Origin of the sequence: Flavobacterium artemisiae, from assembly GCF_042678225.1 — a bacterium.
GTDB classification, from domain to species: Bacteria; Bacteroidota; Bacteroidia; order Flavobacteriales; family Flavobacteriaceae; genus Flavobacterium; species Flavobacterium artemisiae.
Genome location: NZ_JBHUDZ010000016.1, coordinates 118,659 through 131,478, shown reverse-complemented (window position 1 = coordinate 131,478; position 12,820 = coordinate 118,659). Strand labels below are relative to the sequence as shown.

12 protein-coding genes are annotated in these 12,820 nt (G+C 34.7%); 7 read left to right on the top strand and 5 right to left on the bottom strand.

The features are described 5' to 3' along the window. The first annotated feature begins 1 nt into the window (after window position 1). The 7 genes from ACFSC2_RS17145 to ACFSC2_RS17115 all read left to right on the top strand — a co-directional run bounded on the left by ACFSC2_RS17145 (window position 2) and on the right by ACFSC2_RS17115 (window position 7,685). Window positions 2-1,435, top strand: coding sequence for a SusD/RagB family nutrient-binding outer membrane lipoprotein (locus ACFSC2_RS17145; protein WP_379815559.1), 1,434 nt, complete (start codon window positions 2-4; stop codon window positions 1,433-1,435). A gap of 10 nt (window positions 1,436-1,445) precedes the next feature. Beyond that, entirely contained in the window at window positions 1,446-3,020 is a 1,575-nt protein-coding gene (locus ACFSC2_RS17140) for a calcineurin-like phosphoesterase C-terminal domain-containing protein (RefSeq protein ID WP_379815558.1), read from the top strand. A gap of 13 nt (window positions 3,021-3,033) precedes the next feature. Beyond that, complete coding sequence (locus ACFSC2_RS17135) at window positions 3,034-3,936, top strand: glycerophosphodiester phosphodiesterase family protein (protein ID WP_379815557.1); 903 nt, start codon at window positions 3,034-3,036, stop codon at window positions 3,934-3,936. A gap of 44 nt (window positions 3,937-3,980) precedes the next feature. Next, window positions 3,981-4,274, top strand: coding sequence for a hypothetical protein (locus ACFSC2_RS17130; protein WP_379815556.1), 294 nt, complete (start codon window positions 3,981-3,983; stop codon window positions 4,272-4,274). Window positions 4,275-4,516: 242 nt separating this feature from the next. After that, window positions 4,517-6,538: a polyphosphate kinase 1 gene (gene ppk1 / locus ACFSC2_RS17125; protein ID WP_379815555.1), complete on the top strand. Its 2,022-nt coding sequence runs from the start codon at window positions 4,517-4,519 to the stop codon at window positions 6,536-6,538. A gap of 282 nt (window positions 6,539-6,820) precedes the next feature. Further along, a complete protein-coding gene (locus ACFSC2_RS17120; protein WP_379815554.1) occupies window positions 6,821-7,003 on the top strand; it encodes a hypothetical protein in 183 nt (60 codons plus the stop codon). Window positions 7,004-7,280: 277 nt separating this feature from the next. Continuing rightward, window positions 7,281-7,685 carry a ribonuclease E inhibitor RraB gene (locus ACFSC2_RS17115; protein WP_379815553.1) on the top strand — a complete coding sequence of 135 codons (405 nt, stop codon included), beginning with the start codon at window positions 7,281-7,283 and terminating at the stop codon, window positions 7,683-7,685. 96 nt (window positions 7,686-7,781) lie between these two features. Here the strand turns inward: ACFSC2_RS17115 and ACFSC2_RS17110 are convergent, their stop codons facing one another. From ACFSC2_RS17110 to ACFSC2_RS17090, 5 genes are all read right to left on the bottom strand, one after another. Next, entirely contained in the window at window positions 7,782-8,063 is a 282-nt protein-coding gene (locus tag ACFSC2_RS17110; RefSeq protein ID WP_379815552.1) for a hypothetical protein, read from the bottom strand. A 53-nt stretch (window positions 8,064-8,116) separates the two neighbouring features. Then, window positions 8,117-9,469: a S41 family peptidase gene (locus ACFSC2_RS17105; RefSeq protein ID WP_379815551.1), complete on the bottom strand. Its 1,353-nt coding sequence runs from the start codon at window positions 9,467-9,469 to the stop codon at window positions 8,117-8,119. 39 nt (window positions 9,470-9,508) lie between these two features. Beyond that, window positions 9,509-10,252 carry a hypothetical protein gene (locus ACFSC2_RS17100; RefSeq protein ID WP_379815550.1) on the bottom strand — a complete coding sequence of 248 codons (744 nt, stop codon included), beginning with the start codon at window positions 10,250-10,252 and terminating at the stop codon, window positions 9,509-9,511. A gap of 111 nt (window positions 10,253-10,363) precedes the next feature. Beyond that, window positions 10,364-11,380, bottom strand: a complete 1,017-nt coding sequence (locus tag ACFSC2_RS17095) for a T9SS type A sorting domain-containing protein (protein WP_379815549.1) — start codon at window positions 11,378-11,380, stop codon at window positions 10,364-10,366. A 71-nt stretch (window positions 11,381-11,451) separates the two neighbouring features. Then, window positions 11,452-12,795, bottom strand: coding sequence for a hypothetical protein (locus tag ACFSC2_RS17090; RefSeq protein WP_379815548.1), 1,344 nt, complete (start codon window positions 12,793-12,795; stop codon window positions 11,452-11,454). Window positions 12,796-12,820: the final 25 nt, after the last annotated feature.

Sequence of the window (12,820 nt, the reverse complement as noted above, 5' to 3'; positions counted from 1 at the left end):
AATGAAAAAGATAAAAATTACAGCACTAATCCTTTTACTTACAGGAATCAGTATTTCGTGTTCAAATGGTTTTGAAGAACTAAACGAGAATCCTAATTTGATTACCGAAATAAGCCCTGGAACATTATTAAACCCAATTATTTACGGAATCGCTTCACAAAACGCAACACAGAGTGTAGATGTGACCTTCAATTTAATGCAGGTTTCGCTTCCTTTTCCAAGTATCACAGGAGGACTTCATCGTTACGATGTAAGTAATAACATTGGTAACTCGGCGTGGAATAACTATTACAAATGGCTTTCTAATATTAGAGAAATGCGTATAGCTTCTGTAAAAGCCGGAGATACTAATTATGAAGCCATATCCTTAACCCTTAATGCTTTGGTGTACGCTAATCTTACTGATCTTTTTGGTCCCGTTCCTATGACTGAGGCCGTGCGCGGTGAAGATGGTATTTTATATCCAAAATACGATAAACAAGAGTTTATTTATGAAACACTATTGGCTGATTTAGAGAGAGCTAATACGCTTTATGATACCAGTAAACCAATGATTTATATTGAGGATATTTTGTTTCAAAATAATGTTTTGAAATGGAAAAAGTTTACCAATTCCTTAAAAATGAGATTGCTTTTAAGAGTTTCAAACAGAACAGAAATGGGAGCTTTCCAAAAACTGGCTTATATGTCTGATCATCCGGAAATTTATCCTGTTTTTGCCAATACAGCAGAAGGCACAATTTTGAAAGTAACAGGCGTTTCTCCCAATGTTTCTCCGTGGGGAAGACCGCAGGATTTTAATCTGAACATCAAAATGGCTTCTTTCTTTATTGATAATTTAAATACACTTGAAGATCCGAGAAGAGCGATAATTGCAACAGGCGCAACTGCTTTAGTAACCAATGCACCAATTGGATTTAAAGGAATTACAAGCGGTTACGCTGGTGCAGATTCTCAGTTTAAATACAATGCATCTACACTTTTAAATGTACAGGCACAAAACCCAATGCAGATTTATATTCTAACGTATGCGGAAGTTGAGTTTATTAAAGCAGAATTAGCACAGAGAGGTCTTATTGCAGATGCAGCAGGACATTATGAAAAAGGTGTGAGATCGGCTATAGAACATGTAAAAGCGGTTACTCCGACTACTTATTTTGCTAAACCAGAAGCGCAGTACGATGGAACATTAGAAAGAATCATGCTGCAAAAATACTACGCCTTGTATTTTACAGATTATCAGCAATGGTTTGAATACCGCAGAACAGGATTTCCAGTACTGCCAACAACAACGGCAATGCTGAATGACGGAATTATGCCGTCAAGATTCACTTATCCAGATAACCAGCAGATTAAAAATAATGAAAATTATTTGGAAGCAGTTGAAATGGTTGGCGGTGATAATATCAATACTAAAGTTTGGTGGGATAAATAAAAATTGAAAAATGAAAAAAACATTTATATATAGCGCAGTATTGTTTTGTGGTGTTTTGACAGCGCAGACAACTGTAAAAGGAATCGTTTATGAAGATTTAAATCAGAACGGTAAAAAAGAAAAAAAAGAAAAAGGAATTGCAAACGTTGCTGTTACTAATGGACGTGAAGTGGTTTTGACAGACAAAAAAGGAAACTATGAACTTCCGTTAAAAGAAGACGCTATTATTGCTGTAATCAAACCTTCGGCTTATAAAATTCAGGTAAATAAAGATAATCTGCCTCAATTTTTCTACAACCACAAACCGGCAGGTTCTCCAAAAGGTAAGTTTGAAGGGGTTGCGCCAACAGGAAAACTCCCAGAATCAGTAGATTTTGGATTGATTCCGCAAAAAGAAACGGCAGATTTTACGGCATTGATTTTCGGAGATCCGCAGCCTTATAATCTGGAAGAAGTAGATTTTTTTGCAAGAGGAATTGTGGCTGAAGTAGAAGGAATTAAAAACATTCCGTTTGGATTAAGTATGGGAGATTTGGTTGGAAATGATTTGAGCCTATTCAATCCGTACATTCAGGCCGTTAAAAAAGTCGGAATTCCGTGGTACAATCTTTTAGGAAATCACGATTTAAATTTTGATGCAAAAGCAGATAATTTAGCCGATGAAACGTATGAAGCGCATTTTGGTCCGGCCAATTATGCTTTCAATTACGGAAAAGTCCATTTTATTATTGTAGATGATGTTTTGTATCCAGACCCAAGAGATCATGAAGGCTATTGGGGAGGTTTTACAGAAGAACAGATGCAGTTTATAGAAAACGATCTTAAAACAGTTCCAAAAGACAATTTAATTGTAATGGCATTCCATATTCCAATAAGCGAGCCAGATCCTAAAGACGATTCTTTTAGAGATGAAGACCGAAAAAAGTTATTCGAATTATTGAAAGATTTCCCAAATACACTTTCGCTTTCTGCTCATACGCACATGCAGAGACAGGATTTTTTAGATAAAAAAGACGGATGGTTACAAGATAATCCGCATCATCATTATAACATCGGAACAACTTCGGGCGACTGGTATTCTGGAAAACTGGATGAAAAAGGAATTCCAATTTCGGTTATGAGAGACGGAACGCCAAAAGGGTATGCATTTATTCATTTTAATGGAAATAAATATACAGTTGATTATAAAGTAGCGGGAAAACCAGACAATTATCAAATGAAAGTTTTCGCTCCAAAAGTCGTGGCAAAAGCCAAACGTACCAAATCAGGTGTGTTTGCTAATTTCTTTATGGGAAGCAAAAAAGACAAAGTAATGTACCGAGTTGATCAGGGAGAATGGAAAGAAATGGAATATGTTGAAGTACAAGATCCATCGTACGTAGAATTGGTTTACGAATGGGAATTATCAGAAGTATTAATGCCGGGAAAACGCTCATCCGATCCAGAAAAAAGTACGCACGTTTGGAGAGGAAATATTCCGTCTGATTTGCCTATTGGCGAACATGCAATCGAAATCAAAGCAACCGATATGTTTGGTAAAACGCACACAGCGAATACCACTTACAGAATTGATAAAGTAAAATAATCGATTTAGAAAGATGTTAAAAATCAAAAAGAGTATCTGCGTTTTAGTAGCGGTTTCAGCGATATATTCGTGCGGAAGTCAAAAAGCAATAACTTCAAAAATTGAAGTGCAAGGACATCGTGGCGACCGCGGTAATTTTCCAGAGAATTCGATTCCGGCTTTTCTCAGTGCTGTAAAAAAAGGCGTTGATGTTTTGGAACTTGATGTTGTTATTTCTAAAGATCAAAAAGTTGTAGTTTCTCACGAGCCTTTTATGTCTTCGTTATATATGTCGGATTCTGAAGGGAAACCAATTTCAAAAGAAAAAGAAAAGAGTTTTAATCTCTACGAAATGACGTATGACAGCATCAGAAAATTTGACAGCGGTTCTAGAGGAAATGCTAATTTTCCGCAGCAGCAAAAACAAAAAACATACAAACCTTTGTTATCTGAGGTTATTACTAATGTCGAAGCTTATATTGCCAAAAACAATCTAAAACCAGTTAGATACAATATCGAAATCAAATCTGAAAAAGCAGAATATGGCAAAACACAGCCAAATCCTGAAGTTTTTACAGAAATGGTAATGCAAATCATTAAAGAAAAAGGTATTGAGCAAAAGATCAATATTCAATCTTTTGATCCGACTGTTTTAAATGTGATGCATAATAAATTTCCAAAAGTAAAAATGGCTTATCTGGTTGGAGAAGGCTCGATTTCTAAAAACCTTTCACTGCTTGATTTTAAACCTGAAATCTATAGTCCGCATTATAAACTGCTCAACAAAAATGCTGTAGATTCTTTAAGATTTTTAAAGATGAAAATTATTCCTTGGACTGTTAACGATGATAAAGCTATCGACAATATGATACAGCTTCAGGTTGACGGAATTATTACTGATTATCCGGAAAGGGTATTGAAAAAAGCAGTTTTGTAAGCGTTATTTTTTTGAATAATAATTTAACTATATACTATTTGATAATGAATGGGATAAATTCCAGAGAGCACAGGGTTCTGGCAGTAGCTTTTGATAAATTTGAAGCAATGTCATCAGCATTTCCGTATTTACTAGAGGAACCTCAAGAGGCAGATATCCGAGAGGGAATGGAATCACTTGAGAGGTTGTATGAAAAATATAACATGCTGTACAGTGAACTCGAAAGATGTATAAGAGAATATGAAGTGAAGAAAAAAAAGGTTCGGGCAGCAGTAAATAAAGGAAACCGAAAACTGCTTTGCGAACTGCAGAAAAATCCAATTCCTTTAATTATCTAATATTGTCTTTATTCAAAAAAAAATAAAACTCGAAAGCCTCCAAGTATATACTCTTGGAGGCTTTTTTACTGTCAGAAATCTTGACCATTTTCTTAAATGATATTGGATATAGAAGGATATGTTAGCAATAGATTATTTTTTAGTTAATTGCTTGGTTTGTAATAAAACAAAGAAAAAATAATGATTTAAATTTCCGAAGTTAGTATTTTGTTAATTTAGATTTAACCATCAAAATATAGAACGTGCAAAACCATCTTATACCTTCAGAAATCTCTTGGCTTTCTTTTAATAACTGTATTCTGGACGAAGCCGCAGACATCAATAATGCTGTATATGACCGAATCAAATTTCTAGCTATTCATTCTTCTAACCTTGACGAGTTTTTCAGGGTTAAAATAAATAAACTGCAGAAAAAGAAAACGAAGAAAAACAGCGATCTTTTAGAAGATGTATTAAGAGAGGTAAATCTGCAGCAAAATAGATTTGGAAAAATATGGAGCTATTCAATCCTCACCGAATTAGCTTTAAATGATATACTATATTATGAGTATCAGGAACTGCTGCCAGAACATTTAACAGAGATTGAATATTATTTTAAAAGCATTATCCTTTCATACATTCAGGTAGTGTATATCACACTTAGCCAGCCAAAAACTTATTTTTTGAATAATCGCGCGCTGTATTTTTTGGTAAAACTAAAAGACAGCAAAGGCAATTATAATTTTGCGTATTTAAATATTCCTTCTGATAAATTGGATCGTTTTAAGCAGTTACAAAGTGTTGAAAACAGGCATTATATTATTTCAATTGATACCATAATTAGAAAATGTCTGTCACTGATATTTCCAGCCGATAAAATTATTTCATGTAATGCTATAAAATTAAATCGAGACGAAAATTATCTAATTGAAGATGAAAACTCTGGTGATTTGATAGCTAAAATTGAAGAAAAAATAGAAGAACGCAAACGAGGTTCTGCCACAAGATTTCTGTACGATTCGAATATGGATGCAGATTCATTTTCGATATGCAAAAAAGCCTTTAAACTTTATAAGAGTGAAATGATAAAAGGCGGCAGCCATCACAATTTTTTTGATTTATTCAAATTTCCGAATCCTGTTAAACCAAAACTTCAGGGAAGCTCTTATCCAAATCTGCCGCATCTGCCTTTTGAAAACATAACATCAATTTTTGATGTTATAAAAAAGCAAAATCAGTTGCTTCATTTTCCTTATCAATCGTATTATTATGTGCTTCAGTTTTTTAATCAGGCGGCAATTAATAAAAATGTTACCGAAATTAAAATTACCCTGTACCGTATTTCTTCTCAATCCTTAATAGCAAATGCTTTAATCAGCGCGGCTAAAAATGGCAAAAAAGTAACTGTTTTTGTTGAGGTAAAAGCACGTTTTGATGAACATAATAATTTGTTCTGGTCTAAAGAAATGAAAAAAGCTGGTATTAAAATTATTCAAAGCCTTCCTAATTTAAAAGTGCACGCCAAAGCCGCAATGGTTACCATGAAAGACAAATACGGCAATAAAAAGAATTATGGTTATTTGTCAACAGGAAATTTTAATGAAAGTACAGCAAATATCTATTCAGATTTTGGTTTTTTTACAGCAGAAACGGCATATACTGATGACTTGAAAAAGATTTTCGCATTTTTAAAGACCAAGAAAAAAGGAGCAGAGCCAAAACATATTTTAGCTGCTGGTTTTAATATGAAAGAAAAACTACTGGAACTAATAGACAATGAAATAAAAAATAAAAAAGCAGATAAACCAGCATCAGTGTTTTTAAAAGTAAACGGACTCGATGAAAAGGATATTATTGATAAACTTATTGAAGCAGATAAGGCAGGTGTTGAGGTTACATTAATAGTGCGCGGTATATGCACACTTTTACCTGGAGTTAAAAAAATATCACAGAATATAAAAATTTATCGCATTGTAGATATGTTTTTAGAGCATTCCAGAATCTATAAATTTGCCAATAACGGACAGGAAAAAATCTATTTATCTTCTGCCGATATGTTAAGTCGTAATTTAAACAGGAGGATAGAAGTGGCTTTTCCTTTGTATGATGAAAAACATATTAAAGAGATAAATAAGATCATTGAGCTACAATTAGAAGATAATACTAAAAGAAGAATTATAAACAGTCAAGGTAATAATGAATTGGAAATGGAAGATAATGAAACGCCAAGACGGGCACAGACAGAAATTTACAATTGGATAGCGGAAGCCAATAGTACATCCTAAAATAATTTGAAAAGTCTGAATTTTATATTCAGATTTTTTTTTGAAGTTACTTATACCGTAAGAGATATCCGACGGATCAGGTTAATTTTGCATTCTGTTAATAATCAAGCTCATTAAAGAGATTGTGGAGCTGTTTGATCTATTTTTCTTTAAGATTCATTCAAACAAGTATAATGTTATTTTAAATTCATTTTAGATGAGAAAAAAATGACATTGTATATTTTTGAGATACTGAATTAAACAGCAAAATCAATTAAAAATAACCTGATAACGTCTTCATAAATGAAAACAATCCAGTTTCGAACAGATGATCTCACTCAATATACAGTAAATGTTGATCAAATAACGTGTATGTTTACAGCAGAAGAGTCTAAAGGCACTTGGATATATTTGAGCTGCGGTACAAGGTTAAAAACAATGCTTACTCTTGATATTATTCGCGAGATGATTGACGAACAAAAATGATATTAAGAGACTGTATTTTAAATAAAAAAAGCGATTGCCTATAAACTAGGTTTTAATTTTAAAATCATCTTTCGCTTCTTAAACGGATTCTAAAATTATATCTTTTTTCAAAGTTTATGTTTTAGTAACCATTTAATAAAAAAGCCTAAAAAAAATACTTGTCTGGATAAGCTGTTTTACTGCTAAAATATTCAATGTTAAGTTTTTATTACCAGCTTTATTGTGATAAAATATTTACATATGTTTGTTAAAAGTAATTAAAACATAAGCTGTAAAAATGAGTATTTTAAATTTCCTAAAGCCAAAAAAAGACAAAAGATTAGTTTCTGAAAATGATTTTAATGCAAATTTAGTGAAGCATTACAGACTTGCTACAGAAGCTTTGGTGAGTCTACGCGATGCTGCAGTTGAAGAAGAAGATAAGCTGCAAATTGATTATTTTTTTTATTCGGATTCACTTCTAAAAGCTGAAGCATTGGAAAAGGAAATGCAAAATATGGGGTATATAGTGAATTATGGAATAGCACCTCACGACAAAAATATTTTTGTAATTTCTGGAAGAACAACAGAGATCCGAATGATGCATGAATCTTTAAGCAAGTGGATTACAGGTATGTGTGAAATAGGATATATGCATGACTGTATTTTTGACAGCTGGGGAATTGTTTCTGAAGTGAAATAAAAGATTTTATACTAAGAATAATCTATTTAAATTAAATATAAAACTACAAGCCCGGACAGACTGCCGGGCTTTTATGCTTTTTAAGAATAGATTTATTTAGCGAGATTTTTTTTGTACATCAGAATTCATTTTACGGATACTTTTGTACATAACGCTCTGTACCGACTTTCTCTTCTTTTCGTACCCTTTTATACAGGTTTCCAGCTCAGAAACAAGGTTTTTGAACTGGCTGTAGTTACCTGTTAACTCTTTGATCCCTTCACGTGTTTTGGTTTCTTCTTCAATGGTGATCCTATCATTAAATTCTGAAGACAGTTCTTCAAACCTACGAAAGGTTTCCAGTAGATTCTTATGCTCTCTTGCATCAATTCCCTGCACTTTACTTGTGTTTTTTTTATATTTTAAGACGATTCGTTTTTAGCTCGTTATCTTCAATGCCATATTTTCTTAATGACCATTGGTTCTGATATTATACTGAGATTCTGTTTTTGAAGAGTTTGTGTTGTGATGGCTTTCATCATGCGTCCATTTCCAGATATAGAATTCAAGGCTTGATGCAGCAACACTTCATTTGTATTTCCTAAAGGGAAGACTTCTAATTTCTGAAATTCATTTAATACAACATTTGGCTGTAAACCTGCAGCATAGTTGCCCTCTCCATTAGCATTAAATAGTTTGTAAATTGCGGGGTATAAAACCCATTTTGCCTGTGCACCAACAATCCTGTCATCTTCAACCGCAAAGCTGGCAACGTCCTTACCCACAGTTTTCTCACCAATGGTTATCACTTCCATAAATGGCTTTAGATTGTTAATTATTATTTCAGAAGCCGATGCAGTATGGCTGCCACACAAAACATAAACCCTTTGGGTTTGCGGATGGGCAGCCCTAAGTGCTTCAAAACTTACTTGGGATTCATTCATCTCCAAAGACTCTTTGAAGGTTTGGTTCACTTCCCCTCCGTTAGAATTTCCCTTAAATCGTATGAACGGGTTACTGGATTGTATATTGGGAGCTAAAAGTACGCTGAGTGCCGCAGCAGAAGAAACATCGCCGCCGCCATTATACCTTAAATCCACAACAATTTCATTAACAGACTGATTTTTGAATGTCTGGAATTCTTTTAGAAGTGACTTTGAAAGACCAGCATTAAAATGGGGAATTTCAATATAGCCCACTATATGATTCTGGTAGGGAATAACCTGACTGAAGACAGGCTGTGAAAAAGTGAAACCCTGACTAATATTAATCTGTTTTGGGGCTGTAAACCCTGATTTTTCAGAATAAGAAACTACCTGTAACTTAACCTCTTTAGCAGTTAACAAATTTTGATAAAGGCTGTTATAATTTCCCTGACTTAAAGCCGTGCCGCCGATGGCATTTATTAACTGTCCACGCTCAAGACCATTTCTCTCTGCCGGTGAATTCGAAAGTGCGTACATGACTACGCCATATACTTGTCCTTCATATTCAATAAAAGAAAGGTCAAAGCCAAACGAATTCTGAAGACTTTGAGGAAATGTTTCTGGTGAGGAAGTGTGGATCGCATACGAAAAACGATCATTCTTATTTACTAAAGTTGCAAAATACTCCTTTGGCGGCAACGATAAATTGCCTTTGCCAGGCATACTTTCGTTCCAATAATAATAGCGTTTCATTTGAGTGTAAATCCAATCGTTTACATACTCATTTGTACCTTCTTCATAGGTTAAAGGAATATCATCGTCGGTTTGGCATGCAAACAGGATACTTGCAAACAGGAGAATTAAAATTGACTTCTTCATCCTTAATTTTGGGTTTAATTTTATTTGAAGATCAATTAATTACAGGTAATCGGCAATATCGATATCTCCTTTTACGACTACTTTTCCGTTTTCTTGTTTTTCCTGCAGCACAATCATATTGACACCATAGGTTTGAATGATTTGTACTTGTAAGGGGCTTGTGCCAATATAAGGTTCTGTAGTGCCCGGTTTGTAAAGCTCTAAAAATACGGGTGCTGTACTGCTGAAAAAATTGTAAGTTTTAAATTCAGAAAAATCATCTTTACCAATGTTTTCAAATGTAGCAAGTACCACTCCGTTTTCTCTTTTTAGTATTCCTTTTACACTTTCCAATTTTGTACCTGAAAATTCACCTATATTGGCAAATAGAAACTTAAAGCCCACTTTTCCTACATTTATAGAAGGTTTTATGGCATAGACTTCGAGAAAAATATCGGGTAGATTAAAGAAATTAAAATTCTCGTAATCCGCACTATTATTGTAAGTAATTTCGTAAGATGCAATTTGCTGACCTGTTTTGTGGTTGTAAATAGTTAAGGGATTTTTTTCTCCTTTGTCCAGCACAAAATTGAGGGTTGTTTCGATATTTTGGCTGTAGAAACTTTTATCCTTAATGATTACTGGTTTACCATCTAATCTAATTTCTATTTCATCGGGAGTAGAAAAACCTTTTACATTTACCTTTGCAGGCTTTTGTACCACGTCAAATTCATTGGTAAGTTCGCTGTCGCAGGATGTTGCAACTACTAACAAGGCGATTATTAAAGCTCTTGCTCTTTTCATATATATTGTGTTATATTTTTATTTCTTTCAAGATGTGTTAGTTTTCCGAAGCTAAACCAGCAGTACCAGAATTTTTTTGAAGCGCTCAGCTTCGCTGTTTTCAGAGCAATATTATTTTTTGATCATTTTCAATTTTTCTACCGCTGTTCCATCTGATATATGGATAATATAAGTTCCCGAAGCTAAATCCGATACTTCTATCTGGTCTTTATAGGCTGTAGCCAATACTTCTTGACCTGCCATGTTATAGGCCTTAACAAAAGTAGTATTTGGGTCGAAAGCAGGATTTAGTTGTAACTGTAAAGTTGAAATTACAGGGTTTTGAACTAGTATGGTAACAATTTTAGGGGCGGTTACATCATCAATTCCTAATACCGCTGAAGCGAAAATCTGCATCTCATCAATTTGGAACGTACCAGATGAATTGGTATCATTAAACGGAACACCAATGTTTGCTGCAGGGTTATTTGCAACAGTATTGTTCTGCCAGAATCCGATATAGATTTTCTTTCCTGCATATTGAGAAAGGTCTGCCGTTGCTTGAGCGAATAATGCGTTGCTTGCAGCGATATAATCTGCGTTGGTAATTTTAAGCATCTTAGGAAGAACGGCAGGATTGCTATTGTAAGCTGCTATAATATCGGCACGCAGTGCTTTAAAATCGGCTAAATCAGGAATAGGTTTTGTAGGAGTGCTTACATAAACAAAAATACTTCTGTCCGTATTATTAGCGGTAGAAGTAGTATTGTATGTAATTACTCTTCCTATCATAGCGGCCAAAACAATTTCTCCTGACGCTGTTGTTAAATCTATTTCAGGAGAAATAACCCAGTCTTCTATATCGTTGTTATAATCGGCCTTAAAATTGGCAGGACCTCCAACAACATTCGGTATAAAGCGGCTATATCTTAAAACGTTATCCGGCGATACTTCCTCATACATATTTGGAGTTGCGGCTTTACGAACAACTTGTTTCCCTATGTCCCAAGTATTATTGTTATTGTTTCCGTCAAAGAATCTCCATCCGGCTCTTTCCTCTGGGGTGTCAAAGGTGTTTTCCCATACTATAAATTGAGCGTTGCTAAGGCTAAATACTAATAAAGCAGTAAAGAGTAATAATTTTTTCATAATTGTAAAATATAAAGAAAACAGGCGGTATTTTTCATCCGCCCGTTTTCAGGTTAATTTAAATCGGTAAATTAAAATGAATAATTTGTCCAAGTTCCTTGGAAATCTCCACAGTTTCTTGGAGAAACAGTCCATGATCCTTCATTAAAGAATGGCTGTGTCATCCCCCAAGCAGTTGCAGGGTTAGATGTAGAAGTTGCTGTTACACCAGAAATAGCAAGCGCTGCTGTAGTGCTTCCTATTTTTGAAGCTGTAGCATACGTAAATCCGTGTGCACTCACATTAGTGAAGTTAAGATCAGCTGAATTCACAGGAGCACCACCCACTGTTTCGTTCAAGATACCTACTGGATAACCTGTAACTACTGCATCATTAAGCGTCAATTTTCCACTTCTTCTTACGTGGATAGCATTTTCATACGAAGCACCATTTGCACCATTTTTTGCACCTACAATAGTCAAATTATTAATTACTGGATGTGTAAAAGGTGTAGCTGCTGATCCAGCTGCATTGTTATCTAACTCAATTCCGTTAGAATCAGGGCTAGTACCGCTCAAACTGTGAGTAGAGTTGTAATTTGCTAATGCCAATGCGCAGGTTATAGTACCAGTATAACCATTGTCAAAATCAAAATTGTCATCATCTGCTGCATAAGACACTAAATTGGTTGCATTTACTGTACCACCGAACCATTCGAATGAATCATCTTTACCGAAAGATACTTGAACGTGGTCTATTGTAGTACCAGATCCAACTCCTCCCATTGTTAATCCGTTGATTTCGTTACCATTTCCAGTAATAGGATCTGTAGGCAATACTCTTCCTGCAAACTCGATACGCACATAAGTTAATGACCCTGAGTTATCAGCATTATTAGCAGAAGTAGTAGAACCATAGTAATATTGAGAAGGATTAGATTGATCTGTAAGCCCTTCGATTACATTAGAATCTGTTTCTGTATTTACCTGAGCTTTTCCTAAAAGGATAACCCCTCCGAAATCTCCAGGACTAGCTGTAGTTTCATCATCACAATCCAAAAGATTATAGCTTGTAAATACTATAGGAGCAGTAGCAGTTCCGTTTGCATTTAATTTACCACCTTTTTGCACTACCAATACTCCAGTAGCTGCAGTACCGTTAGGTGCACTTCCTTTGATGAAAGTTCCTGCCTCAATAGTAAGAGTTACACCGTCTGGTACATTTACTATACCATTAATTTCCCAGATTTTGTCTGCAGTCCAAGTTGTAGAAGCAGTGATGTTTCCAGAAACTGATTGCACAGGTTTAGAGCACGCAGCTGAATATTCAGCAGAAGCTCTTTTCATACCAAACGAATCCGCAGCTGATCCTGCTTCATTGTCACTACAGGCTGTAAGCGATAGTGCTACAAGAGCCACAAAAAATAAATTTTTCATAATATTAATTGTTTAGAATTATTAA